Origin of the sequence: Sphingobium sp. UBA5915, assembly GCF_002431195.1 — a bacterium.
Taxonomy (GTDB): Bacteria; Pseudomonadota; Alphaproteobacteria; order Sphingomonadales; family Sphingomonadaceae; genus Sphingobium; species Sphingobium soli.
Genome location: NZ_DJDV01000063.1, coordinates 1 through 24,853, shown reverse-complemented (window position 1 = coordinate 24,853; position 24,853 = coordinate 1). Strand labels below are relative to the sequence as shown.

The following is a 24,853-nucleotide window of genomic DNA, read 5'->3' as shown; positions in this document are numbered from 1 at the left end:
TGGGACCTGGCCGGGCTGACGCTGATCCCCGCGCTTCTGCTGTTTCTGATCGGTGCGATGTTCTGGCAGGGATCGATGCGGCGGCTGCCGATCGTGGTGATTGACGACGATCGCAGCTCGGCGAGCCGCGATATCCTGCGCGCGATCGACGCGGCGCCGCTGGTCCATATCGTCGCGATGCGCGCCACCGAGGCGGAGGCAGTGGAGGAAGTGCGGCGCGGCCATGCCAATGGCTTCGTCCACCTGCCCAAGGATCTCGGCGCGGGGCTTGCCCGCCACCGCGCGCCGGTAATCCGCATCCTCTACAATGCCAGCTTCCTATCTTCCGGCTCGCAGGCGGCGAGCGGTGCGGAGAGCGCGGTGCAGGCCGCCGCCGCGTCGCTGGTGGTGGACCAGCTTTCCGGCCACGCCCTGCCCCCGGATCCGACGCGGCGCTTCGCCGTCGAGGCGGTGCCGCTCAACAACGCCGCGGCGAGCTTCGAGTGGTTCCTCAGCACGCTGATCTATCCGGCGGTGCTGCATCTGGTCGCGGCGGTCACCTCCGCGATGGCGCTGGGCCGGGAACTGGAGGGGCGGTCGCTCGGCGGCTGGGCGGCGCGCAGCGGCACGATCGTGCCCGCACTGTTCGGCAAGCTGCTGCCGTATGTCGGAGCCGCAAGCCTGTGGGGCATCGCCTGGCTGCTGTTCGTGACGCTGGGGCGCGGCTGGCGGGTGGAGGGCAGCGTAGCGGCGATCGTCGCGGGGCAGACGCTCTTCTATCTCGGCACCGCCGCGATTTCCGCGCTGCTCGTCGCGGCCACGCGCGAAACCGCCACGGCGCTGTCGGTCTGCGCGGTCTATGCGGGTTCGGCGTTAGCCTATGCGGGCGCCACCCTGCCGCTCAACGGCGGCAGCGGCTTCGCGCGCTTCTGGAGTGAGGTGCTGCCCCTCACCCATTACCTCGCGCTCCAGACCGGGCAGCTGGGCGGACAGGATGTCGCCACCATCTTCCCGCCGATTCTGGCACTGCTCGCCTATGTGCTGGTGCCGGGCGCGCTCGCCTGGCTGCTGATCCGGCGGCAGGCGCGATGAGTTTCGCCGCCGCCTTCCGCGCCACCTGGGCGACGGTGCTGACCTCCCGCACCCTGCTCAGCACGATGCTGCTCGCGGTGGTGCTCTATGCCTTCTACTATCCGGCGCCCTACAGCCAGGAAGTCGCTCAGCAACTGCCGGTGGTGCTGGTCGACGAGGACGGCAGCGCGCTCAGCCGCGAGCTGGTCCGCAACCTCGAAGCCACGCGCGCCGTGATCGTGGCCGAACATGCACCGAGCGTAGCCGAGGCTCAGGCGCAGCTCCGCGCGGGCAAGGTGGACGGCGTGGTGCTGATCGCCCGCGGACTGCAACGCCAGCTGCGTACCGGCGCGCCGGGGGCCGGGATCGCGGTATGGGTCAATGCCTCGTACCTCCTGCGCGCCAGCACGATCGGCGAGGCGGTGACCGAGGTGCTGCGCGATCTCGCCGTCGAGAAGCTGGACGTGCTGGGCCAGGCCGTGCGCACCGGGCCGCCGGTCACCATCGTCCGCGAGCCGATGTTCAACCCGACCGCGGGCTACAAGGGCTATGTCTTCCCCGCCGTGACCATCGTCATCATCCAGCAGACCCTGCTGTTCGGCGTCGCTACCTTCGTCGGCGGGCGGCGGCGCGATGGGCGCTGGCGGATGGGGCATGGCGAATATCTCGGCACGTGGGCAGCGTTCACATCGGTTGGGCTGCTGATCTGCCTGTTCCTGTTCGGCTTCATCTTCTGGGTGCAGGGCATCCCGCACGACGAGAATGTCGCGGGCATGCTGCTCGCCGCGCCGTTGTTGGCGGCCTCGGTCGCCGGGCTGGGGCTGTGGCTGGGCAGCTATTTCGACCGGTCTGAGCGGGCGATGATGATCCTCGCGCCCACCTCCGCGCCCTTCTTCTTCCTCTCGGGCATTGCCTGGCCGCTCGACCAGATGCCGGGCTTCGTCCGCGCGGTGGCGCAGCTGATCCCCTCGACCAGCGGCGTGCAAGTATTCGTGCCGCTTAACCAGATGCACGCCAGCCTCGCCGACGTGGCGCCGGGGGTGCTCACGCTCCTCGGCCTTGCGCTCCTCTATGGCGGGCTAGGCTGGTGGCGGATCACCGGGCTGCGTCAGAAGCTGAAGCTGAGCTAGCCGGCGACGAAGTCCGAACTCGCATAGCCTGCCTTGGCCGACGCCGGCCCAGCGGCGAGATGCTCGTAGCGGCCGGTCAGCGACAGCCGCGGGGTGAGTGACCAAACCTCCTGCAGCCGAGGGACATCGGAGGTCCGAGTGTGGCGGACTTCACTCTTTATACCGAAGGCGATCAACCACGATGCGGAAGGCTGTGGTTGCCTAGGGCCGCTTTCGGCCCGAGCGGTCGTTCAAAGTGACTGGTGGGAACGGCTTGAGCTGGTCGACACCCGCCGGAATAGCGGACGGTCTGCTGCTGGGGAGCGAAAGCCCGGCGCTGAATGGCGACAAAGGGTCGTTGTCGTCCTTGGCAAGCATACAAGATATCGGCGCGCGGTAAGGGTACTTCCATCAAACGCCAGTAGGTGAGGACGTCATCGATCGGCCATTGGCATTGTCTCAAAGGGCTTGGAAGAGACGCCCGTCCAATGCATCAACCGCGTAACGGCGGACTGCGCGCCGCGCGCACCGTCGTTCTGGACGAGATAGTATAGGCCATCTCCCAAGGGCTGTATTCCGACATCGGCCTTCTGATACCACCCCCGCACACCGGTCTTCACATCATGAACCCCGTCCTGAGCGAGCGGCAGTAGCAGGCCCCTTTCTGGATTCATGCCTTGAGGAGAAGCCAGGCCTTGCAAGGCCTGGCGACGTGGCCGGCTGCGGGCATCGAGCGCGAACAGCAGATAATTGGGCCAGTTGGGTTTGGCACCCTGATAGACGCCCATGAACCAGCGTTGCAGGCTTGAATCATAGGCGAGGTTCTGGACGCCATAGCGGGTGTTGCCGGTAAGGACGAAATATTTGCCCCGAGGGGTAGTCGGGCCAGAATGGTGCAGTGCCTGTTCGTCAATCGGCTGCGCCTCTCGGCCCCAGTCCGTCGCGTCATATTGCAGGAGGACCTGATGATCATTGTCGCTGCGGGCGACGTCGCCATAAATGCCGTAAGCGACGGTCAGGTAGAGCGGGCCGTCGCTCCGGCCGAAGGCGGGGCCAAAAGCGACGCCATCGATGCCTGAACAGCCATAGCGATGATCCGCCTTGCCGTCGCCATCGAGATCGGCGGCATAGTCGCGCGTCACTTCGGGCAGATAGACGGCGCGCAGCAGGTCGGTGCCGGCAACCGTCATGCCGACCCGATCGATCCGTGCCCCGTCGATCATCGCGATATAGAAGGCGTCCTGCTTGCCATATTCCAGCGAGCCATAGACCCGTCGGTCGACCGGGTTGAAGTCCAGGTCGCCCAGATGCCCCGACCAGCCGGTCAGTGTGCCGACGAGCCGGCCTTCAAAGTCATATTTGGCGAGCATGTCGGTGAAGGAATAATAGATGAAGCCGCCCTTGCGATCGACCGCGATACCCTGAACATGGCCCGAGGCGAAAGGGCCCGCGACCTGTTCGCGCGACAGGTCGGCAGGCGGAAACGGCGTAGCCGAATGAGCAGACTGGGCAAGGCCAAGCAGAAGTAGCGCAACGATCGCGGACCGCATCATAATCTCCTGATCAGGCGCTGAAGACACGGCGGCCGCGCTCGACCGACATGCGATGGGTGCTGGCGATCCGCGTGCTGCGCGCCTTGATCGTATCGAGGAACAGCCATTCGCCTGTCACCCGATCACGGCTGATGTCTATCATCATATAGCCACGCTGGTGCGTGTTCGCCCATTTGAGTTCGGGATTGGCGGCGACGAAGCCGCGCGCCACCGCCGTCGGATCGCCGCGCAGGTCACCCTCCATGCCACCCGACGTGACCGCCTGTCCGGCAAATTCGACACCGGCGGGCTGGCCATCCTCGACCAGGCCGTAGGCCCAGGCATTGTGGCTGTCGCCCGCCAGCATGATGAGGTCCGAGTCGGCCGCCTGTGCCGACCGGAGCAGGCGCGAGCGGGCAGCGGGATAGCCGTCCCACCGGTCCATCCACATCGGCAGGCCATTTTGCGCCATGCGCACGCTGTTGCGATAGCGTTGGACCAGCTTGGCGTTAGCGTCGGGACGGAGCCAGTCGCTGACATTGGCCGGCATTACCGTACGGCCGATGATCGTACCCATGCCGACCATCTGCCAGGTGGTGGTGCGGGCGTTCGCCCGGAACGCATGGGCCAGCCAGCTTTCCTGGGTGCTGCCCAACATGGTGGCCGATGGGTCCTGCCACACGCCATCATGGAAGGCCTTTAGCGCGGCGTCCGCATCGGGCGCGCTGGCGGCGGCCGTGATGTCGGCCGGGCGCGTACGGGCGAGCAGGCGGGATTCGGTGCGATACAGCGTCGCCAGCGTCCCGATATCATAGGCCTTCCACGGCTCGTCCGACACCGGCATCCATTCGCGATAGACCTGCATTGCGGCGGCGCGGCGGGTGTTCCAGTCACCTTCCTTGTCGGCCTGATGGTTCTGGGCGCCACCTTCCCAGCTGTCATTGGCCGATTCATGATCGTCCCACAGCGCAACCATCGGCGCCATCTGGTGCAGCCGTTGCAGGTCGGGGTCAGCCCGATAGGTGGCGTAGCGCAGGCGATAGTCGGCAATCGCCAGAATTTCCGTGTCGGGCATCAGCGTGCGCCCCACGATGCCCTGACCGGGCCGTACCGACGCATTGCCATATTCGTAGATATAGTCGCCGACATGCAGCCACAGGTCGAGATTGTCGCGCGCCGCAGCATGGGCATAGGCGTTGAACCAGCCATAGGGCAGGTTGGAACAGGAAAAGACGCCCAGGCCAAAGCGCGGCACGTCGCCCTGCGGCAACGTCCGAGTGCGGCCGACCGGCGATTTGCTGCCATCCGGCGCGACGAAGCGATACCAGTAGGTCGTGCCCGGCTGAAGCCCGTCAATCGTCACTTTCGCTGTCCAGTCGCGATAGCCGCCGGTGCGTACCGTGCCGCCGCCGACGGTCCGGGCGAAGTCGGGATCGATCGCGATTTCGACGTCGAGGCGCACGCTCTCGGCATCGCTCGCAGGGACATAGCGGGTCCATAGCAGCATCGAATCCGCCCCCGGCTCGCCGCTGGCTACCGCATGAGTGAAGCCGCGCGCGCCGATCAGTTCGGCTGCCAGCGCCTGGCCCGCAGGCAGCGCCAGCGCCCCAATGCCCCAGGCTCCGCCCAGGATCATGCTGCGGCGGTCGATTTGCATTACCATGATGATGCCTTTTCGTTGGGATCGGAAAGGGATGGAGCGGCCCAAGGCCGCTCCATCCAGTGGGGGAGGATCAGAAGCTGCCCTTGATGCCGATGTTCCACATCGAGCCGTAGATGCTGTACTGGCGCACCCGGCTTTCGACGCTGGAATAGATGACGTCGGGCGCATTGAAGATATTGCGGCCGGCGACGTTCAGCTCGAAATTGGTGCTCAGCTTGTAGCTGAAGCTCACATTCCATAGCTGGCGATCGGTATGATAAAGGACGCCATTGTTAGCGGTGGTCGGCGTGGCGCTCAATGCACTCACCCGATATCGCGACTGCCAGTTGCCCGTCAGCTGGAAGTCGAACGGGCCATAGCTGTAGCGTAGGCCCCAGTTGGCCGATTTTTCCGGCGTGTTGACGCGCTCGGCATCGGGGAAGAGACGGGTGAAGGAACCGCGCAGACCCAGCCCCTTGAGGATGCCCGGCAGGAAGGTCAGCTGCTGGTCATATTCGAAGATCAGCCCCTCATTGGTGCTGGTCCCCGGAAGATTCTGCGCGCTTCGGAATGTGTAGCCGGCATATTCATCAGGATCGAAGCCGACGGCGGCGGGATCGACCTCGATCCCGGTGACCTGCATGTCCTTCATGTCGAGGCGATAATAGGACAGACCGATGATGCCCGACGGCTCCAGATAATATTGAAGGCTGGCGAAATATTTGGTCGAATGTTCGGGCTTTAGCAGGGGATTGGGTACATTGACGATCTGTGTATCGTCATTGACCGACACCACGCCGCCCAGATTGCCATAGTCGGGCCGCAGGATCGACTGGCTGAAGGCGATCTGGCCGACCAGACGGCGGCTGAAATCATATTTCATGCCCCCGCTCAGGAACCAGTCGTCATATTCGCCATGGCGGGTTGAATAGGTACCGCCATTATATTGGTAGAGCAGCCCCTCGATCGTGTTGGTCTTGTAGCCTGCCGCCTCGACCTCGCTGGTCGGACGGATATTGGCGACCAGCGCGCCAGTCCTGGTCTTCTCGTAGCGCAGGCCGAGGTCAAAGGTCGCCTTGCCAACGCGCGCCTCCGCCTCGACATAGGCGGCGTAGATATCTTCCTTGACCCGCTTGTTGTTGTCGAGGTCGCGCTTCAGATTGCCGACCGTATCGGCAACGAAATATTCCGGATGCGCCTTGTAGATGTCGTACATCGCGTAATTATTGTCGGCGCGCCAATTCTGGTCGTTGAGGTTACCTGCGTTGAAGCCGATGATCTCGAACTGGTAGCGATTGGTCCAGGGAATGACCGCGGCCGGGTCCTTTTGGCTCAGATCGCCGTTCGGGCCGACATATTGGAACTGGTCATAAGACCCCTCATTTGTGCGCCAGTCATTCACCCGCGCGCCGGCCCCCGCCATCAGCGTCAGCGGCACGTCGCCGACGAACAGCTTGCGCTTGATGTCCAGATTGCCGCCATACATTTCATTGCGGGCGTCCGATTCAGCCGTGCGGATATTGTTGCCGATGTCGTCGTCGCGGTTGAAGCTGGTCGGGTCGCTCCAGGACCGACCGGCAGTCTGCTGCAGCGTCCAGGCATTCGAGCTTTCCGACGCCCGGTCTAGCGTAAAGCCGATCCGCGTCAGCCAGCTGTCGGTGCGCTGGAAGAAGCCTTTGGAATTGTCGCGGAAATTGAATTCCGAGCTGGAATAGCTGCCGCGCAGCGCGACCTCCCAATCGTCATTCTTATATTCGAGCTTGGGTGCCAGCAGCATTGCCGGGGTGCCGGCATAGCGATGCGAATATTGGGTGTGCAGCCGCGTGTTGGTGCCATTGGGATTGACGACGATATGGGTACCGGTCGAATCTGGCGTGGCATAGGATTTGGTCGAAGTGCCGAAAATCAGATAGGTATATTGGTTGAAATATTCGACCTCGTAGAGGGAATAGCTGCCCCGCAACGACAGCGCGAGTTCGTCGGAGAATTTATAGTCGACCGATAGGTTGGCGGCGGTGCGGCTGGTCTTCTTCGGGCCAGGACGCCACATGACCTGATAGGGGATGACCCGGCCGTCGGCGAGATAGGACCAATCGGTCTGCACGCGATCCTGCTGGACATAATTGGCGTTGTAGCTGGCGCTCAGCGCGACGCCGAGCCGCCCGTCCATAAACACGTCGCCATAGTTGAAGCTGGCCGACGGATAGATGCGGGCATGTTTGTCATTGTCGGGCAAATAGATTTCGCCGATCCCGGCGTCCGAGGTGCCGACTCCGCCGACCTGGAAGCGCAGTTGGCGCTTCTTCAGCTGAAACGCATATTTGCTGCGCAGGTTGATCGCGCCGCCAGGCGCGTCGGCATCCATGCGGGCGGTCAGCGTGTTGTTCAGCTCGATAGACTCAATGCCGGTGATCGACATCTGCTCGAAACTGTTCTGCCGGCCATTATTGTTGTTGGACGTCGCCGTCGCCATGCGGGCGCCGTCGGTGGTGAAGGTCGAATATTTGGGGTCGAGACCACCAATGCGGACCGCCGTGGCATCAACCTCGGTATAGTCGAGCGAGATGCCCGGCATTTGCTTCATGAATTCGCCGACATCGCCCATGGTCAGCAGGCCGTAATTGTCGGCGGCCACCACGGTCTTGGCATTGGTGGCAGCGCGGCGTTCCATGATCGCGGCCGCCTGCCCCTCGCGCCGGGCGGTGACAGTGATGGCTGAGCCGTCGTCGGCGGAAGAGCCCGCAAAGGTCGGTGCGCGCAACGCCACGTCCAGCGTCGCGACTTCACGCGGGCTGACAGTGGCGATCAGTCTTTCGGTCTGGAGGCCGGTATATTTGACGAGGATCGTCGCTTCACCGGCCGGAATGTTGGACAAACGAAATTCGCCATTATCCTCCGAATAGACGGTGATCGGCGTGCCTTCGACGCGAATTTCCGCGTTGCGCAGATATTCGCCGGTGACGGTGTTGAACACGCGGCCGCGCACCATGCCATTCCCGACGCTGGCTTCCGGGCGGGCCGAGCGCAGGGTGATGACATTGCCGTCATCCGATCCAACCCGCAGCGGCGTGCCTGCGATCAGGCGGCGCAACGCTTCGCGCACGTCCATCCGCCCCTTGATTGCAGGCGTGTTGATGCCGGCCAGATCACGGGCCGGGGCTACGATCTGCACTTGTGCCTGTCGGGCCAGTTCGGGGATGGCACGGACGGCGGGCTGGGCGGGTATGTCGAAGAGACGCTCCTGCGCATGGGCCGGCACGGCGACGGCAAGCGCAACGAAAGAAGCCCCACAAGTGAGGAGAGAATGACGCGAATACATTGGCTGGTAGCCCCCTGCTGGCCGCGCTCTGCACGGCGTTCGACCCTAAGAGGTGGGAGGCCGGCGGTTCCGCTAACGCAGGGTCAATTTTTTTTCGACTGCGCTGTGCGGCTCAGGATGAGGTCATGGTCCTGCTGGACCAGGCGGGCATCGAAGATGGTCGAAATCGCGCGGCTGAAGCCCGCGGGATCATTGGCTGTAAACAGACCCGTTACAGGTTCGCGCGCCAGTGCCGCGTCCGGTATCAGGATGCGGGTTTCGCTGTAACGGGCAAAGGCATTGGCCGCCTGCTGCAAGGTCTCGCCCTCGAAGGCCAGTTTCCCGTCGCGCCAGGCCAGCTCCCGGTTGATGCGCTCGGGCGAGATCGGTTCGGGCCGTTCCGCGACGAACAGGCTGGATGCCGCATCGGCCATGACCATGTGGGTATTGCCAGCTAGGGCGACAACCTGACCGCTCATGGGATTGACTGCAGGCAGTTCGACCAGCCCCTGATGCACCAATATGTCGACAGGCGCCCTTGCCAGCTTGCGGACGCGAAAGCCGGCCTGCGCTGTGCGCAATCGGCGACCGCCCACCTCGACAATGAATGGGCGCCGCTCGTCGCGTGCGACCGAGAAATAGACTTCGCCATCCAGTAACGAGACCAGACGTTCCTTTTCACCATAGAGGATGCGGATGCGGCTGTCGGTATTCAGCAGGGCGGTCGACCCGTCCTCCAGCGGCACCAGTCGCATCTCGCCCCGGCCGGTGCGGATTTCCGCGCCCGATGCCGGCATGCCGACGGTCAATGCGGCCATGCCCGCCATGGCGGCCAGTGCGCCACCGCCGATGCCGAGCAAATGTCGTCGCGACAGGCCGCGCTGTTTTGTTGGCTCGAACGGACGAGGATCGAAGTCGGGGCCCAGCGCCTGCGCGGACTCGCTCATCAACGACAATGCCTGCGCTCGGAGCAGGGCGCCCTTATGGCGCGGATCGGCGCTCAGCCATTGCTCAAGTTCCGCATCCTGCGCCGCGGACAGCGCGCCACGATCCAGCCGCGCCGCCCAGTCGGACGCGGTCTGGTCAATGCTGCGACTGTCTTCTTGTCCGGCCATCAGCTGCGCGCGTCTCCCTTGTCACACCCCTAGAGGTTTGGGGCAGCGTCTTTCCACCACGACCAAACCAGTCAATCAAAAATCGGATACCGCGTGAAATATGCGTCTCGACCGTATTTTCTGATATGCCCATCCGCGCTGCTATCGCGCGTTGCGGCAGGCCCTCCACCCGGCGCAAAATGAAGGCCTCGCGCGTCTTGAGCGGCATGGCCGCAATTGCGCAGGCCAGTTGGCGCAATTCATCCCGGTCGATCGCAGTCTGTTCGGGTGATGCGGCATCGTCAGGATGGTCAAGATGGTCAAGATTGTCGACCGCATGAATAGGAACGATCCGCGCACGGCGGACATGGCGGGTTACCACAGACCGGGCTACCTGGAACAGATAGGCGCGGGGGTAGGTGATGGTGTCGACCCGCTCCATCTCCGCGAAGATGCTGTAGGACTCCTGGATGATATCGTCCGGTTCCAGTCCGCCCAATGGACGACGCGCAAGCCAGCCGCGCAAGGCAGGCTCATGCGGCAAGATGTTGCGCAGCAGCCAGCGCGCTCTTTCCCTGTCCGTTCCGCTCATCCCAGTTCCGCGACCGTTTATTATGACGAAGTGTCGATTCTGGGGGTGGCTAGAGGGGAAATGTGACAAACAGACTGCGGGGCCGACATCTTCAAAACGTGCGCCCCATCTTTTCGAGGGCGGTGCGTTCAAACTGCCAGCATCCTTGGGTGCCCCCTTTCAGCTTACACTGCGGGAGAAGCACGGCCTTAATCGAATCTAACAAGCAGACCGTCAGCACTTGGCGATTGAAAATCGACCTCCGAACGGCAGCAATGGGTCGAACCCTGCCTTGCAGTAATGGCTGTCCGGATTCACTGACCTTGTCGTCAGGAGACAGGCTCTAATTGGTGATCGGAGGGTGATGCGGGAGGCGCTATTCTACAGCTTCAGCCTGGAAGATCATGTTCCCATAGCGACATGTCGTGGACGTTGGATCACGTCGCGGATCCGGACGGCATCCGGGAGAAGCTGCGGCCGTTCTATAACGAGGCGGGGCGGCTCTCGGACTTGGAACGCTGCCCGCCGCAGAAAGTTATCCGGAGAATGCGTTGGAGATAATCATGGCTGCACGACCTTATTGGAAAGGCCAGATAAGGCTGGCCCTGGTTTCGATCCCTGTCGAAATCTATTCGGCGACCAAGAGCGGCGCGACCATCGCATTCAATCAAATTCATGAGCCGTCGGGCAAGCGAATCAAATATGAAAAGGTCGTGCCTGGCATCGGCCCGGTCGATCTCGATGAGATCGTCAAGGGCTTTGAATATGCCAAGGGCGAGTATGTCCTGCTCGATGAGAAGGAGATCGAGGGCGTCAAGCTGGAGAGCAAGAAGACGCTCGAACTGACACAGTTTGTAGATAGCCACGACATCGACCCGATCTATTTTGAAAAGCCCTATTATGTCGTGCCGGCCGACGACCTGGCCGAGGAAGCCTTCATTGTGCTGCGGGAGGCGCTTCGGCGCAGCCGGAAAACAGGACTTGGCCAGCTAGCGATGCGCGGGCGGGAATATGTCGTCAGCATCAAAGCCTGCGGCCGCGGAATGGTCATGGAAACCCTGCGTTATGCCGACGAGGTCAACAAGGCGGCGAGTTATTTCCGCGAAATAGGCGATAGCGATCCCGATGACGAACTCCTCGATCTCGCCACGACGCTGATCGACAAGAAGACTGGCAAGTTCGATGCCAGCGACTTCCATGACCGCTATGTCGATGCGCTCAAGGACCTGATCGAGCGCAAGAAGAAGGGAAAGACCCTCAACATCGATGCGGACGATAGCGAAGCCGATCCGCGCGGCAGCAACGTCGTCGATCTGATGGCCGCGCTCAAGAAATCACTTGGCAGCAGCGATTCCAAACCCGCTGCGAAGAAAGCGCCTGCCAAAAAGGCTGCGAAGAGCACCGATAAAAAGCCGGCTGCGAAGTCGCCGGCGACGACGCGCAAGCGGGCGTAAATTCATGACCGATCCAATTTGCAAGGCTTCCGGCAGCGAAGATGATGATGCTGCGTTCGCGGAGGGCGCGATCACGCTCTGGAGCAATCTGGTGGCTCTGATCGGCACGCACTTGCTCGAAACCGGCATGCCCCGTCAGGAACTGCTTGATATGCTGACAATGCTCCACGAAACCAATGAGGAGACCGTGCGATCGCCGCGCGCCCGCGCCATTGCAGGACAGCATTTGATGTCGGTATACCAGGTGCTCGGGAAAGCCTGAAGGTTATTCATCCTTCGGGCCAAAGCGCCGGCGTTCGGGGTCGCGACGGCACGCGAAGCGCCCCTTGATCTGCTCGTTGAAATATGTGCCCACCGAGACGGCTTTGCATAGCTCGTCAAAGATGGTGGCAGGCACGTCATAGTAGAGATATTTGCCGGTCTGACGGAACGAGATACTCAGCGTGTGTGCGTCATCATCGAACGCGACACGCTCGATCATCGAAGACTGGTTAAAGCGATATGCGCGCATCAGCATCCATCGAAAGAACCAATGTCGCGTTCCCTTTCTGCAGTCGAGCCGAATCAGAAACAAGGCCGGATGAAAGTCCTGCGCCGACGTGGCGTTTCGAGGCTCCATGAACCGGGAGCCAGCTAAAGGGTTGTCGTGAGATGGCACAGGTGGCGACCGACCAAAAACTGCGCGACATGGCCGAGCATCGTGGCCTCAAGCTTGTAAAATCACGCAGGCGCAAACCCGGCGTCGGCGACTATGGCAAGTTCGGGCTGATCGATGCAGCCGGCAAGCCGCTGCTCGGCATTGGCGCACAAGGGCTGGAAGCGTCGGCGCAAGATATCGAGACCTATTTGCGGGCCAGTGCCGCCAGCACTTGGAAGGAATCAGCGGAAAGCACCCCCGCCAGACCAGCATCGAAAGCCCGACCCTCAGGCGGCAATGATGACGACGATCAACGTCTGGAATCGGCCATCCGGCCACGCTCAAAAAAACGCAGGTCTGGAGAACAGCCAGAACCGTTAAGCAGAGAATATCCAAAAAGTCGGAGCGAGGCCGAAGATCAGCCAAGAGATCGGCATAATCCCGCCGCCAAAGTGGCCGCGCGTGTCAGTTCAGCATCTCGCCCAAGCGGCCGCCGTCCCGCCCCTGCGCCGGCACCCGAGCCGAAGCTGCTCATCCGCGCCGCAACGGCAGCCGACGCGGAAGCGCTCGTTCCGCTGGTGCGACAGCTGTCCGGGGTAAGGCTGGACGAACTCGGTGTGGCCCGGAACTTGAAAGCAGCGCTCAAGGCGGAAGCCGGCATGGCCGTTGCTGAATTCGGAGAAGTCGTCGGATGCTGCGCCTGGGCTGTCATACCCACGCTCCAGCATGGGCTGGTCGGCAGACTGACGTTGCTGCTCGTTGCCCAAGCACATCGAAGAAAGGGCATCGCCACCGCTATGGTAGATAAAGCCGTGACGTCGCTTCGCAAGAAAGGTTGCACGCGGCTCGAAGCGATGAGCGACATCGATGTGAAAAATGCCCACAATTTCTTCCGGACATTGAATTTTGAGCAGACAAGCTACCGGTTCGCGCGATCAATCGCCCCCGAATGATCGAAGTCCAGTTTAGCAGCGCTTGTCAGGCCTGAGCGACGCAGGAACGAGTCATGGCATCCGCGAATTAAGGGAGCGAAGGAATCCGGGACCAACATGCCGAACGTTCAGACCAAGAAGGAGGACAGGCTCGCCACCTACCGCGCCAAGCGTGATTTCGCGCGCACCGCCGAACCCTCCGGGGCGACACAGCCCGCCGCCGGCAATGGCTTTGTCGTCCAGAAACATGCCGCGTCCCGTCTACACTATGATTTCAGACTGGAGCTGGACGGCGTTCTCCTGAGCTGGGCCGTCACGCGCGGGCCCAGTGCCAATCCGGATGACAAGAGGCTGGCTGTGCGGACCGAGGACCATCCGCTCGACTATGCCCGGTTCGAGGGCACCATCCCCAAGGGCGAGTATGGCGGCGGCACCGTCATGCTGTGGGACAACGGAACATGGGAACCGATCGCCGGCAAGGATCCGCGTACGACCCTGCCCGAAGGTCACCTCCATTTCACTCTCCATGGGCGCCGGATGCAGGGCGAATGGATCCTTTTTCGTCTGAAGCCGCGCGGCAGGGAAAAGGCCGAGAACTGGATATTGCGCAAGGTAAACGATGCCTTTGCCGGCGGCTCGGACGATCTGATCGGGCTCCACCTGACCAGTATCGACAGCGGCCGCACGATGGAGGAGATCGCTGCGGGCAAACCGGTTGCAAGATCGAAGGCCAAGGCATCGCCGGCGGCTCCAGCTTCAGCCAAGGCGCAAGTCAGGAAGCCTGCCAGGGCGACGAAGCGCAGGAAAGCTGGCCGTATCCTGCCGCCGTTCCAGCCCGTGCAGCTGGCGACTCTTGTCGACCATGTGCCGCCGGGTGATCGCTGGCTGCACGAGCTCAAATATGACGGATACCGCACGCTGCTTGCCATCGGCAATGGCGAAGGCCGCGCCTACACGCGCTCGGGGTTGGACTGGTCGGACCGGTTCGCCGGACTGATCGGCGACGCGGTCACGCTCGATGCTGAAAGCGCCTTGATCGACGGTGAAGCGGTCGTGGTCTTGCCCGACGGCAGGACCAGTTTCCAGGCTTTGCAGGCAGCGCTCAAGGACGACCCGAACGCGATCGATTATTTCGCATTCGACTTGCTCGAGCTCAACGGCGAAGATCTGACTCAACGGCCGTTGCTGGAACGCAAGGAGCTTCTCGCCGCGCTGATCGGCGAGGGCCAGAGTCATCTGCGCTATTCCGACCATATAATCGGGCGCGGCGAGCAGCTTTTCGACAGTTTTTGCGGTGCGGGACTGGAGGGCGTCATCTCGAAACGCACCGACGCGCGCTATTCTGGCGCGCGCTCGGGGGCCTGGGTCAAGACCAAGTGCATCCGCCGCCAGGAGTTTGTCATCGTCGGATGGACACCCTCGGACAAGCAGCGGGGCTTTCGCGCTTTGCTGCTGGGAGTGAACGAGAGGGGCGTACTGCGATACGCGGGGAAGGTTGGAACTGGGTTCACGGGCGACGAGATCGAGCGCCTGATGGCGTTGATGGCGCCGCTCGAACAGAAGACCGCAACCGTGGAAGCATCCCGGGCTGCCGTGCGCGGCGCCCATTGGATCAAGCCGAAGCTCGTCGCCGAGGTCGCCTTCATCGAGTTTACCCACGAAGGCGTATTGCGCCATTCGAGCTATCTGGGCCTTCGAGAGGATAAAAAGCCCGAAGCGGTTGTGGTCGAAACCGAAACGCCGGTCGGCGATCTGACCGCTCCGGCCGCTACCAGTACCGTCAAGATCAGCAATCGCGAGCGCGTCATCTTTCCCGAGGGCAAGCTCACCAAGGGGCAACTCTCTGACTATTATGAAGCCGTTGCGGAGATCATGCTGCCCTGGAGCGGCAGCCGGCCGATCAGTCTGGTGCGCTGCCCGCAAGGGCGAGACAAGAAATGCTTCTTCCAGAAGCATGATGCCGGCAGTTTTGGTGACGAGGTCAAGCACGTCGCGATCCGCGAGAAGGATGGGCATGACGAGCCCTATCTGTTCGTGGACACGCCCGCTGGACTTCTGACCTGCGTCCAAATGGGCACGATCGAATTCCATGGTTGGGGCGCTCGGATCGAGGACGTCGAGAAGGCCGACCGGCTTGTGTTCGATCTCGACCCCGATGAGGGCTTGGAGTTCAAAGATGTCGTCTCGGCTGCTTTCCACCTTCAGGACGTGCTGGGACAGATGGGTCTCGCAACCTTCCCGATGGTGACCGGCGGCAAGGGCGTTCATGTTATCGCGCCGCTCACGCCGACTGCGCAATGGCCAGTGGTCAAGGATTTTGCGCGCCGCTTTGCCATGGCCCTGGCGCAGGCAGATCCTGACCGGTTCACTGCGGCCCTGGCCAAGGCCAGACGTACCGGACGCATCTTCATCGACTATCTTCGCAACCAGCGCGGCGCCACTGCAGTCATGCCCTACAGCGCGCGTTCGCGCCCCCTTGCGCCGATCGCGGTGCCGCTCAGCTGGGAGGAGTTGCGCGATCTGGACAGTCCGGCCTGCTGGCATATTGGTGACGCCGCAGAGATGGTGAAGCGAGCAGGATCCAAGGCGCTCGCGCAATGGGGCCGTGCCGACCAGGTCCTGCCAGACCTGTGAAGATCGCCACCTACAATGTGAACGGCGTGAACGGCCGCCTGCCGGTCCTGCTTCGCTGGCTGGCCGAGGCCGAACCGGACATCGTCGTGCTCCAGGAACTCAAGGCGCCACAAGAGAAATTCCCGCAAAGCGCGTTTCGTGCTCTTGGCTATCAGGCGATCTGGCATGGCCAGAAGAGCTGGAATGGCGTCGCCATTCTCGCCCGTGTGGGGGAAATTCATGAGACACGGCGCGGATTGCCAGATGACCCCGACAGCAGTCAAAGTCGCTATATCGAGGCAGCGGTCAACGGCGTGCTGGTCGCTGGCCTCTATCTGCCGAACGGAAATCCGCGCTCCGGACCAAAGTTCGATTACAAGCTGCGTTGGTTCGATCGGCTGATCGATCATGCAGCGGCGCTGTTACGATCGGGCGCTCCGGTGATCCTGCTCGGCGATTTTAATGTCATGCCGACCGATCGAGATGTCTACAAACCCGAACGCTGGCTCGACGACGCCTTGTTCGCGCCCGAAGTCCGGGCGGCATTCTTTCGGCTCCTCGATCAAGGCTGGACGGATGCCCTTCGCACTATCCATCCGGACGAGACGATCTACACTTTTTGGGATTATTTCCGAAACGCTTATGGCCGAAATGCGGGCCTACGCATCGATCATCTGTTGCTCAGTCCACTGCTGCGCGACCGGCTCATCGATGCCCAGGTCGACACTCACGTCCGGGGCTGGGAGAAGTCGAGCGATCATGCGCCGGTGTGGGTCGAGCTCTCCGACAACAAGGCTCGACGCCGTACCCCAAGGTCCTGATGCCCCATTCAGGACCACGCCATTACTGCAAGACCGGGCTTCACAATATTGTCGGCCGAAATCGGTAGGCGGCTCCTGGGTCAAAGCAGTCGTTCGCGAGCACGATCTCGCAAGTCGGCTAGAGGGAAAATCGGACGATCACGAAAGGCCGCTTCGGCGCCCATACAAACAAGCGCAGCAAGCAGGATGGCTAGCGCACCGCGACATCAGCAGCCAGAAGGCGTTGATGTCATCCGCCGAAATTTTTAATGTCCCCGCGACGCTCGCCACTGCGACTCTGTACGTGGGCCGTCACTACGAGACTTTCAAATGGCCACCGGGCATTCCGGGAATGAGGGGACATGAGCCATTCGACGATGTACGGCCCCAAATTCGACGCCGGTTTGTGGCTTTCCTCGGTGGTCGACAATTCCGGCGACGCGATCCTCAGCAAAACGCTCGACGGCGTCATCACCAGCTGGAATGCGGGAGCCGAGAAGCTGTTCGGGTTCTCCGCCGCCGAGGCCATCGGCCAGCCCATCACGCTCATCATCCCTGAGGACCGGCTCCACGAAGAAGCCGAGATTATCGGCAAGCTGCGGGCAGGCGAACGCGTCGATCGGTTCGAAACGGTGCGCCGCCGCAGTGATGGCGAACCCGTCCATATCGAGGTCACCATTTCGCCGGTGCGCAACGCCGAAGGCGAGATTATCGGCGCGTCTAAAATCGCGCGCGATATCGGCGAGCGGCTGCGTCATGCCGAGGACCAGCGGCTCCTGGTCCGCGAGATGCATCACCGCATCAAGAACCTGCTCTCGATCGTGCAGGGGCTGGTCAGCGTTGGCCGACGACGGGCCGACGATGTGGATGACTTCGCCGATAACCTGAGCAGCCGGATCATCGCGCTCGGCGCAGCGCAGCAACTCGTCCTCGGACTTCCAGGCGAAGAACGCTCCGGTGCCGCGCTGAGCGAGCTGATTGGAGCAGTCCTGGAGCCCTATCGCGACGAGGGTCAGATCACCGTCGCGCAGTGCGACGCGCCTGTGGGCGCGGGCGCGTCAACGTCACTAGCGCTGCTCATGCACGAACTCGCCACCAATGCCGTCAAATATGGCGCGCTCTCCAATTCCGACGGCCTGCTCCAGGTTGATATCTCAATGACGCAAGGAAACGTCACCATCGCCTGGCGAGAACGCGGTGGCACTTTCGACAATGGCGATCAGGGTTTCGGGACAGAGCTGATGCGCGCAGCCATGCGTGGACTTGGTGGCACTATCGAACAGGCATGGCGGGACGGCGAACGGGTCGTGACCATTTGCCTCGCACGTGACCATCTGACTCGCTGACAGACGAACCGTAAGCGCTCAGTCGAGACCGAGCTTCGCCTTGAGCACGTCGATGCGCTTTGACGCTTCGGCGGTTCAGAACGTCCTCGCTTCCATCGATGGTTTTTTCACAAGCGTGGATCAGGCGAACCGGTCGTCGACATACTCCGTTTCAGCGGTGCCAGCCTAAATGTGTTCGACCGCCAAGCGTGGGCAATTATCCGTTCACGATGGCTACCATTGGGGTGCAGGACCTACCCGACATATAGCTCGGGTCATCGCGCGCCAGGAACAGCAAACTAGGCGCCCCGTCACTGGTGGTCCGGCATTTTGATCGCGACCATCACTAAAGGCCCCCTGCCCCAACAGAATCTTAGGGGGCTGGCTTCCCGTTTGCTCGGGCTAAAGCGCTGTTGCCGTACGCGCGCAAAGGGCAACCCGAGAAATCTGCCTTCGATCCGGCACCAGCAAGAGCGCTTCGCGTTAGTCGCTTCTGACCTTTTGATCATGGAGCTACCCGAGTTGGAAGACCTCGCCGGTTGGATTGCCCCTGCTGCCACCATGATTGCGGCCATGATGACCGCAGCCAATCTGGGCGCACGTGTCACCGGCTGGGGTTTCGGGGTCTTCACCCTGGGATCGATCGCCTGGTCGATAGTGGGATTCTCTTCGGGACAGGCAAACCTGCTGGCCACCAACGGATTTCTAACCCTCGTCAATCTCATCGGCGTCTGGCGCTGGCTTGGCAAGCAGCGCGCATATGAAGATGGCGGCAAATCCGCCGCCCAGGCAAGCCAGCGCTCCCTCTATCCGAGTCTTTTTACCGCGACGAGCGTCGCTGGCATGCCGGTCGTTGATGCTGAAGGCGAGCCGATCGGAAAAGCCGTTGAGGCCCTCGTGACCTGCAAGAGCGGCAGGGTAAGTTACGTCGTCATCGCATCTGGCGGTTGGGGAGGCGTGGATGAAGAACTTCGCGCTTTGGACTGGGCAGACCTGAACTTTGCCAGTGATCGGCTGACGCTGCTGCGCCCACGCGCATGGTTCGATAGCCTGGCGCCTCTAGTCGAGGGAGAGTGGCCCGCAGCACTGGCGGATTTTAACGAGAGGCGGAGCAGATGAGGTTTTTCGCAACCTTCACGAAATCGCCCTGTCTTTGCCAAAATGTCAGAGCCCAGATAGCTGCCTCGACATGAGAAAGGGAGCATTGTTGCTGTAGAATATCCTCTCGCCAGTTCCCAGGACGATCCGGAACTCGCCAGCACCATCTGCAAGCGCGTGCGGCGAAGTGTCGCTAGCCCTCACTTCAAGAGGTAGCTGGCCCCTGCAAGGACCTTACCCGACGGCGATTAGCTTCCGGCCAAGCCTTGCGACTTAGAGAGGATGACCACTGCGGTGGAGGATTCTGTCGGTTAGTGGTCGCAAGGAATGGGCCGCCGCCGTTTTCAGGCGCCAGCCCATTCCCTTTTACTGGCACGGGTCAGGCTGCGAGCAGTTTCACAGCCGTCGGCTTCGCGGCGGGCAGCCCGCCTGTCTTTGCCTTCGCAAGCAATTCCTTCTTGCGTGCGGCCATCGTGTCGCGGAGTGCCACAAGATCAACGTCAGTTTTCCGGCATTGAGCGAACATGCCCTCAGACGGCATTTCCTCCTCATGGACATGATGCTTGATTTCTTCCGAAAGCACCTTGACCTTAGCGTCATAGAAGGCGTCGCCGGGCGAGCCGGCCTCTATGTCGTTAATCAGCACCTTGGCGCCATCATGTTCGACATAGGCTTCGTCGAGTGTGTCATCCTCGATCAACCCGCGAAAGGCGGGATAGAAGATTTCTTCCTCGAGGAGCGTGTGGATTTTGAGCTCGACACAAATCTCATGCGCCAGCGCCTGCTTGCGGTCTGCGGATTTTGCAGCCTCGAACTTCTCGAACAGATCCTCGACCTTGCGATGGTCGGCCTTCAGCAGCGCGATCGCATCGGTGAATTGCGGCTCAGCCATCCTAATTCTCCTATTGTGTGATCGCCAATGAAGTTGTCAGCACCGGCTATGGTTCCTCGCTAACGACTCGCAAAAAGGAAGTCGTTCGCGCGTATGAGCCATCCACATATGTCTACTCGCCAGTCTGGTTATGAGGTGCTGCCACGGCCTTGGATTCCGGCGATTCCCGTTGGCGAAGGAAAATGGATAGAAGCACCAGAACTGCAGTCGAGAGAAACTCGCTTTGCCAGTTCTGAAAGGATTCAAACCAAAGCTGAGGATCGCCAAGATAGGCTATCGTTGTCAGTGGCTTTTCACCATGTGCTACAGCATCTTGCGCTGCGACCCTGGCGCTTTGTGTCCAGTGGATGACGAACGAAGCAAGGAAGAGGGACGCCAGGGCCAAACCGAGCGATTGCGCGTAGAGAGCGCGCCAGATTGGTCCCCATCGCAGGATTTTCGGTGCGCCGGGCTTGCTGGCCTGGAGATCAAGGTCTGCGTCGCGCGGCGGGCCGTCCGGATCCTTGGACTCCGCCGAACCACGCTGGATGAGGAACGCGGTCAGCACCACATAGGCTGACATCTGCAGGAACTCGCTCTCCCAATTTTCAAAGACACTGGAGAGAAATTCGGGGCTGAAGCTATAGGCGATGAGCGAAAGCACCTGTTCACCATGGCGGTGGGCGTCTTCGACCTGAACATGCCAGCCAGCGATCCATTGTCCGATAATAGTCGCCGCAAACAACAACAGCAGGACGAGCGTCAGTCCGTTGTTTCGCAGCATGACCATCTTCCAGTCCGACTAATGGAGGATGCCCAAGCTAACGGCTTCAGCTATCGTCCGTTCCAGCGGCAGGAAGCAGGCATGCACGCCTGAAGAGCCTCGCGCAGCCATTTATCGCGGAACCCGGCGTCGCTGCGGCACCGACACTGATCTCCATCAATAAGATTTATGCCGGCGCTTATGGGTCCATTGCTGCGGCAATGGCGTTGAGTAGCGGTGAGACCAGGGCTCGCCTTTGATGTGCCCTTCCCGGCTGCCGCAGCCGATTTTCTCTTGCCCAAGGAGCTATGCCCATGAGCCGAGCGACAGACGATGCCCCTGCGGCCACCGCCAAGTCGAGCGAACAGAAGAAAGAGGCTGCAACCGACATCAAGGGTGCGGGCCATGAAAGCCTCATCGGCAAGTCCGTGACCATCAATCGACCTCGCGCCGAACTCTTTGCCTACTGGCGCGACTTCACCCAGCTGCCCAGCTTCATGGACAATGTGGAGCGCGTGGACGTTATTGCCGCTGAACGTTCCCACTGGGTGGTGAAGGCGCCGGCTGGGAAGACCGTAGAATGGGACGCGGTCATCACAGAAGAGATAGACGGTGAGCTGATCGCCTGGGCTTCGGTCGAAGGCGCTGACGTCCCCAATAGCGGTCGTATCGAATTTCGCGACGCGGGCGAACGGGGCACAATCGTCACGGCCACCATCGCCTATGATCCGCCCGCCGGGTTCATCGGCAAGATCGTCGCCAAGATGTTCCAGCGCGAACCGGCCATCCAGGCGCGGCGCGATCTGCGACGCTTCAAGCAGCTCATGGAAACCGGCGAGGTCGCCACTGCCGCCCGCACTGCACAGCAACTTGCCGAGGAGAAGAACTGATGCGCGCGCTCACCTGGCACGGCAAGCATGATGTCCGCGTCGATACCGTCGACGACCCTGAAATCCTCAATCCGCGCGACGCCATCATCAAGATCAGTTCGACCGCCATATGCGGTTCGGACCTGCACCTTTACGATGGCTACATCCCGACCATGAAAGCGGGCGACATCCTTGGCCATGAGTTCATGGGCGAAGTCGTAGAGACCGGCGCAAAATCCACCTTGAAGAAGGGGCAGAGGGTGGTGGTGCCTTTCACCATCGCCTGCGGGAGCTGCTACCATTGCGCCAAGCACCAATATTCCGCCTGCGATAACGGCAATCCCGCCGACAATCAGGATATCGGCCAAGAAATGTATGGTCAGCCAATGTCCGGACTGTTCGGCTACAGCCATCTGACCGGCGGCTATGCCGGGGGGCAGGCCGAATATGTCCGGGTTCCATTTTCCGACGTCGGGCCGATCGTCGTTCCCGATGGGCTTGAGGATGACCAGGTCCTTTTCCTCTCGGATATTCTCCCCACCGGCTGGCAGGCGGCCGAATATGCCGACATCGAGCCGGGCGACACCGTCGCGATCTGGGGCTGCGGACCGGTCGGCCTTTTCGCGGTTCAGTCCGCCTTCCTGATGGGCGCGCAGCGGGTGATCGCCATCGACCATTTTCCTCATCGCCTTGAGCTAGCGAAGCGCTTCGGCGCGGAAACCATCAACTATGAAGAAACGAAGACATATGAGGCGCTGATGGAGATGACTGGCGGCATCGGTCCGGACGCAGTCATCGACGCCGTTGGCCTCGAAGCGCACGGGTTCTTCCTCGACAATGTGGTCGATCAGATTAAGGCATCGATGTTCCTTGGCACCGACAGAACCCATTCGATCCGACAGGCGATCCATGCCTGCCGCAAAGGTGGACGCGTCTCCATGCCAGCCGTTTATGGTGGCTTTGTCGATAAATTCCCTCTGGGCGCCTTCATGGAGAAGGGGCTGACGCTCAAGACCGGCCAGACCAGCGTCCAGCATTACATGCCCCCGCTTCTGAATGCGATCGTCGAAGGGAAGATCGATACGACCTTCCTCATCTCGCACCGCATGGGGCTGGAGGATGCTCCCAAAGGCTACAAGATGTTCCACGATCAGCAGAATGAGGTGACCAAGATCGTGCTGAAGCCCGCTTTTGATCGCGTTGCGGCATGAGGACAAAAGACATGGCTAGTAAATTCGCAATCATCTCCGGCGCGTCCAGCGGGATTGGCGCTGAATTGGCAAAACTGGCGGCCGCAGATGGCTATGATCTCCTCGTCGTTGCCGACACGCCGTTTGCCGGTGCCTCGGCTGGACTCGCAAGTTTTGGCGTCGCGGTCGATACGCTCGAGGTCGATCTTTCGACCGTCCAAGGTGTCGATCAGTTGCTCGATCGCGCCGACGGGCGACAGGTGGACTTGCTCTGCGCCAATGCGGGGCATGGCCTGGGACATGCGTTTCTAGACCAGCAACTGTCCGATTGGCGCCATGTAATCGACACCAACATCACCGGCACCATCTACCTCCTGCAGAAGGTGCTCGGCCCGATGTTGGCGCGCGATGCGGGAAAGGTTCTCGTAACCGGCTCGATTGCCGGTTTCATTCCGGGGAGCTTCAACGCGGTCTACAACGGCACCAAGGCTTTCATCGACAATTTCACCGAAGCGCTGCGCAATGAGCTGAAGGATCATAAGGGCGTCACGCTGACGACGCTGATGCCCGGCGTGACCGATACGGAATTTTTCGACCGCGCTGGCCTGGGCGCCGACACTGCGGTGGGTGCCGACGATAACAAGGCCGATCCGGCCAAGGTTGCAAAGGATGGCTGGGACGCGCTCCTAGCCGGAAAGGGCCATATCGTTTCGGGCTTCTCGAACAAGCTGCAGGTCGCAGCAGCGGGTATTGTTCCACAATCAATATTGGCTGAGCAGCATCGTAAAATGGCTGAGCCCGGCAGTGCGCAATAGGAGGCTGAGATGTCCGAAGACACCCGCAAGGTAGCGCGAGGCCCGCTCGGCGATGCGCGTCCAGACCATGAGGCTGAGGATGATCGGCCTAAGGGAAAGCCCTCCGAAAAGGTGGAGGACCGGCCTAATGTCGGCACGGTAAAACCCGAGGACTATCCGGCCGGGGATCGCGACAGCGCGCGCCCGGATTGAGATGTTTCAAACTATCGCCGGAGGCCCGATGAGCAGCCCGATCCCCTATACGACCGACATCGAGCGGATTGACCAGGATGAGGCGGACGTAAATGCGGAACTGGCGGACACTTTCCGCCAGATCATCGAGACCACATATCGTGATCTGGGCCACGGGTTCCGCGGCGTCCATGCCAAGAGCCATGCCCTCCTTCAGGCGCGCGTTCGCGTGCTTGAAGGATTGCCGCCTGACTACGCGCAGGGCGTTTTTACCGAGCCGAAGAGCTTTGATGCTTTGGTTAGAATATCCACCGGTGCTGGCGACATATTGCCTGACAGCGTCTCATTGATCCGTGGCTTCGCAATCAAGCTCGTCGGCGTCGAAGGCGAGCGGCTGGCAGGGAGCGAAGGCGACACTACGCAGGATTTCCTGTTCGCCAATGGTGTTGCCTTTCCGACCCCGGGTCCAAAGAAGTTCCTCGCGAACCTGAAGCTGCTCGCCAAGACCACCGACAAGGTCGAAGGACTCAAAAAGGCAGTATCTGCCGTCTTTCGAACGGCCGAGAAGGGCGTCGAAGCACTGGGCGGCGAGAGCGCCTTGCTCGAACAGCTTGGCGGCCATCGCCACACCCACCCCCTTGGCGAGAGCTTCTTCACCCAGGCGCCGATCCGTTATGGCGACTATATCGCCAAACTTGGCGTGGTCCCGCTCTCAGAGAATTTCAGGGCGCTCGAAGGCCAGGAAATCGACATCGCCGGTCGTGACGATGCGCTGCGCGAAGAGATTGCCACCCTGCTGGCGGCGCAAGGCGGTGAATGGGAAATACGCGTTCAGCTTGCCCGTGATCTTGCTGCCAATCCGATCGAGGATGCGTCGGTTGCCTGGCCTGAAGAGGACAATCCCTACGTAGCGGTCGCGGTCATCAGCATTGCGCCGCAGGCGAGCTGGACCTGGGACAGAGCGCGGGTGCTCGACGATCAGACAGCGTTCAACCCCTGGCATGGGATCAAGGCGCATC

The 24,853-nt window shown here is 61.5% G+C and carries 22 protein-coding genes; 14 read left to right on the top strand and 8 right to left on the bottom strand.

The annotated features are described in order from the left end of the window. Together B2V90_RS10920 and B2V90_RS10915 are read left to right on the top strand one after the other, a co-directional pair. Positions 1-1,071, top strand: a 1,071-nt coding sequence (locus B2V90_RS10920; protein ID WP_293921256.1) for an ABC transporter permease, incomplete at its 5' end; no start/stop codon positions are given. Next, on the top strand, positions 1,068-2,180 hold the full coding sequence (locus tag B2V90_RS10915) for an ABC transporter permease (protein ID WP_228222836.1): 1,113 nt from the start codon (positions 1,068-1,070) through the stop codon (positions 2,178-2,180). The genes B2V90_RS10920 and B2V90_RS10915, both read left to right, overlap by 4 nt. A gap of 413 nt (positions 2,181-2,593) precedes the next feature. Here B2V90_RS10915 and B2V90_RS10910 read toward each other — a convergent pair whose 3' ends face one another. The 5 genes from B2V90_RS10910 to B2V90_RS10890 all read right to left on the bottom strand — a co-directional run bounded on the left by B2V90_RS10910 (position 2,594) and on the right by B2V90_RS10890 (position 10,449). Continuing rightward, on the bottom strand, positions 2,594-3,712 hold the full coding sequence (locus B2V90_RS10910; protein ID WP_161731134.1) for a hypothetical protein: 1,119 nt from the start codon (positions 3,710-3,712) through the stop codon (positions 2,594-2,596). A gap of 10 nt (positions 3,713-3,722) precedes the next feature. Beyond that, positions 3,723-5,354 carry an alkaline phosphatase D family protein gene (locus tag B2V90_RS10905; protein ID WP_161731135.1) on the bottom strand — a complete coding sequence of 544 codons (1,632 nt, stop codon included), beginning with the start codon at positions 5,352-5,354 and terminating at the stop codon, positions 3,723-3,725. Positions 5,355-5,424: 70 nt separating this feature from the next. Beyond that, positions 5,425-8,652: an outer membrane beta-barrel protein gene (locus B2V90_RS10900; protein WP_161731136.1), complete on the bottom strand. Its 3,228-nt coding sequence runs from the start codon at positions 8,650-8,652 to the stop codon at positions 5,425-5,427. An 83-nt stretch (positions 8,653-8,735) separates the two neighbouring features. Next, the gene (locus B2V90_RS10895; protein ID WP_161731137.1) at positions 8,736-9,746 is read right to left on the bottom strand and encodes a FecR family protein; all 1,011 of its coding nucleotides are present in this window, start codon (positions 9,744-9,746) and stop codon (positions 8,736-8,738) included. Further along, positions 9,715-10,449 carry an RNA polymerase sigma factor gene (locus B2V90_RS10890; protein ID WP_228222839.1) on the bottom strand — a complete coding sequence of 245 codons (735 nt, stop codon included), beginning with the start codon at positions 10,447-10,449 and terminating at the stop codon, positions 9,715-9,717. Before B2V90_RS10890 ends, B2V90_RS10895 begins: the two co-directional genes overlap by 32 nt. A 410-nt stretch (positions 10,450-10,859) precedes the next feature. On the opposite strand from B2V90_RS10890, the gene B2V90_RS10885 reads away from it, so the two are divergent. Beyond that, a complete protein-coding gene (locus B2V90_RS10885) occupies positions 10,860-11,750 on the top strand; it encodes a Ku protein (RefSeq protein WP_161731161.1) in 891 nt (296 codons plus the stop codon). A 4-nt stretch (positions 11,751-11,754) separates the two neighbouring features. Continuing rightward, entirely contained in the window at positions 11,755-12,012 is a 258-nt protein-coding gene (locus B2V90_RS10880; RefSeq protein ID WP_150426393.1) for a hypothetical protein, read from the top strand. 3 nt (positions 12,013-12,015) lie between these two features. Here B2V90_RS10880 and B2V90_RS10875 read toward each other — a convergent pair whose 3' ends face one another. Beyond that, positions 12,016-12,261 (bottom strand): KTSC domain-containing protein, encoded by a 246-nt coding sequence (locus B2V90_RS10875; RefSeq protein WP_228222840.1) that lies wholly within the window; start codon positions 12,259-12,261, stop codon positions 12,016-12,018. Positions 12,262-12,401: 140 nt separating this feature from the next. Between B2V90_RS10875 and B2V90_RS10870 the strand changes: the two genes are divergently transcribed. The 5 genes from B2V90_RS10870 to B2V90_RS10850 all read left to right on the top strand — a co-directional run bounded on the left by B2V90_RS10870 (position 12,402) and on the right by B2V90_RS10850 (position 19,176). Continuing rightward, on the top strand, positions 12,402-13,340 hold the full coding sequence (locus tag B2V90_RS10870) for a GNAT family N-acetyltransferase (RefSeq protein ID WP_161731139.1): 939 nt from the start codon (positions 12,402-12,404) through the stop codon (positions 13,338-13,340). Positions 13,341-13,436: 96 nt separating this feature from the next. Next, positions 13,437-15,953, top strand: a complete 2,517-nt coding sequence (gene ligD / locus B2V90_RS10865) for a DNA ligase D (RefSeq protein WP_161731140.1) — start codon at positions 13,437-13,439, stop codon at positions 15,951-15,953. Next, a complete protein-coding gene (xth, locus tag B2V90_RS10860; RefSeq protein WP_161731141.1) occupies positions 15,950-16,753 on the top strand; it encodes an exodeoxyribonuclease III in 804 nt (267 codons plus the stop codon). Before ligD ends, xth begins: the two co-directional genes overlap by 4 nt. A 341-nt stretch (positions 16,754-17,094) precedes the next feature. Continuing rightward, complete coding sequence (locus tag B2V90_RS10855) at positions 17,095-18,078, top strand: sensor histidine kinase (protein ID WP_228222842.1); 984 nt, start codon at positions 17,095-17,097, stop codon at positions 18,076-18,078. A gap of 540 nt (positions 18,079-18,618) precedes the next feature. Beyond that, positions 18,619-19,176, top strand: coding sequence for a PRC-barrel domain-containing protein (locus B2V90_RS10850; RefSeq protein ID WP_052076527.1), 558 nt, complete (start codon positions 18,619-18,621; stop codon positions 19,174-19,176). A gap of 358 nt (positions 19,177-19,534) precedes the next feature. Here B2V90_RS10850 and B2V90_RS10845 read toward each other — a convergent pair whose 3' ends face one another. After that, positions 19,535-20,047: a hemerythrin domain-containing protein gene (locus B2V90_RS10845; protein WP_159367422.1), complete on the bottom strand. Its 513-nt coding sequence runs from the start codon at positions 20,045-20,047 to the stop codon at positions 19,535-19,537. A 112-nt stretch (positions 20,048-20,159) separates the two neighbouring features. After that, a complete protein-coding gene (locus tag B2V90_RS10840; RefSeq protein WP_228222843.1) occupies positions 20,160-20,810 on the bottom strand; it encodes a DUF6766 family protein in 651 nt (216 codons plus the stop codon). Positions 20,811-21,103: 293 nt separating this feature from the next. Between B2V90_RS10840 and B2V90_RS10835 the strand changes: the two genes are divergently transcribed. The 5 genes from B2V90_RS10835 to B2V90_RS10815 all read left to right on the top strand — a co-directional run. Beyond that, the gene (locus B2V90_RS10835; RefSeq protein ID WP_159367424.1) at positions 21,104-21,679 is read left to right on the top strand and encodes an SRPBCC family protein; all 576 of its coding nucleotides are present in this window, start codon (positions 21,104-21,106) and stop codon (positions 21,677-21,679) included. Continuing rightward, positions 21,679-22,869 carry a zinc-dependent alcohol dehydrogenase gene (locus B2V90_RS10830; RefSeq protein WP_159367425.1) on the top strand — a complete coding sequence of 397 codons (1,191 nt, stop codon included), beginning with the start codon at positions 21,679-21,681 and terminating at the stop codon, positions 22,867-22,869. Before B2V90_RS10835 ends, B2V90_RS10830 begins: the two co-directional genes overlap by 1 nt. A gap of 11 nt (positions 22,870-22,880) precedes the next feature. Further along, positions 22,881-23,663, top strand: a complete 783-nt coding sequence (locus B2V90_RS10825) for an SDR family NAD(P)-dependent oxidoreductase (protein ID WP_159367426.1) — start codon at positions 22,881-22,883, stop codon at positions 23,661-23,663. Between the two features lie 9 nt (positions 23,664-23,672). Continuing rightward, a complete protein-coding gene (locus tag B2V90_RS10820) occupies positions 23,673-23,855 on the top strand; it encodes a hypothetical protein (protein WP_095686785.1) in 183 nt (60 codons plus the stop codon). A 28-nt stretch (positions 23,856-23,883) separates the two neighbouring features. Then, on the top strand, positions 23,884-24,853 hold a 970-nt coding region (locus B2V90_RS10815; protein WP_293921245.1), incomplete at its 3' end, for a catalase family protein.

What these genes read in the sequence shown, in the direction of transcription:
- B2V90_RS10850 (WP_052076527.1), top strand. Translation starts at nt 18,619, where the DNA reads ATGATTGCGGCCATGATGACCGCAGCCAATCTGGGCGCACGTGTCACC.
- B2V90_RS10855 (WP_228222842.1), top strand. Translation starts at nt 17,095, where the DNA reads ATGAGCCATTCGACGATGTACGGCCCCAAATTCGACGCCGGTTTGTGG.
- B2V90_RS10915 (WP_228222836.1), top strand. Translation starts at nt 1,068, where the DNA reads ATGAGTTTCGCCGCCGCCTTCCGCGCCACCTGGGCGACGGTGCTGACC.
- B2V90_RS10845 (WP_159367422.1), bottom strand. Translation starts at nt 20,047, where the DNA reads ATGGCTGAGCCGCAATTCACCGATGCGATCGCGCTGCTGAAGGCCGAC.
- B2V90_RS10830 (WP_159367425.1), top strand. Translation starts at nt 21,679, where the DNA reads ATGCGCGCGCTCACCTGGCACGGCAAGCATGATGTCCGCGTCGATACC.
- B2V90_RS10905 (WP_161731135.1), bottom strand. Translation starts at nt 5,354, where the DNA reads ATGGTAATGCAAATCGACCGCCGCAGCATGATCCTGGGCGGAGCCTGG.
- B2V90_RS10825 (WP_159367426.1), top strand. Translation starts at nt 22,881, where the DNA reads ATGGCTAGTAAATTCGCAATCATCTCCGGCGCGTCCAGCGGGATTGGC.
- B2V90_RS10885 (WP_161731161.1), top strand. Translation starts at nt 10,860, where the DNA reads ATGGCTGCACGACCTTATTGGAAAGGCCAGATAAGGCTGGCCCTGGTT.
- B2V90_RS10880 (WP_150426393.1), top strand. Translation starts at nt 11,755, where the DNA reads ATGACCGATCCAATTTGCAAGGCTTCCGGCAGCGAAGATGATGATGCT.
- B2V90_RS10835 (WP_159367424.1), top strand. Translation starts at nt 21,104, where the DNA reads ATGAGCCGAGCGACAGACGATGCCCCTGCGGCCACCGCCAAGTCGAGC.
- B2V90_RS10870 (WP_161731139.1), top strand. Translation starts at nt 12,402, where the DNA reads ATGGCACAGGTGGCGACCGACCAAAAACTGCGCGACATGGCCGAGCAT.
- B2V90_RS10840 (WP_228222843.1), bottom strand. Translation starts at nt 20,810, where the DNA reads ATGCTGCGAAACAACGGACTGACGCTCGTCCTGCTGTTGTTGTTTGCG.
- B2V90_RS10900 (WP_161731136.1), bottom strand. Translation starts at nt 8,652, where the DNA reads ATGTATTCGCGTCATTCTCTCCTCACTTGTGGGGCTTCTTTCGTTGCG.
- ligD (WP_161731140.1), top strand. Translation starts at nt 13,437, where the DNA reads ATGCCGAACGTTCAGACCAAGAAGGAGGACAGGCTCGCCACCTACCGC.
- B2V90_RS10875 (WP_228222840.1), bottom strand. Translation starts at nt 12,261, where the DNA reads ATGCGCGCATATCGCTTTAACCAGTCTTCGATGATCGAGCGTGTCGCG.
- B2V90_RS10820 (WP_095686785.1), top strand. Translation starts at nt 23,673, where the DNA reads ATGTCCGAAGACACCCGCAAGGTAGCGCGAGGCCCGCTCGGCGATGCG.
- B2V90_RS10895 (WP_161731137.1), bottom strand. Translation starts at nt 9,746, where the DNA reads ATGGCCGGACAAGAAGACAGTCGCAGCATTGACCAGACCGCGTCCGAC.
- B2V90_RS10910 (WP_161731134.1), bottom strand. Translation starts at nt 3,712, where the DNA reads ATGATGCGGTCCGCGATCGTTGCGCTACTTCTGCTTGGCCTTGCCCAG.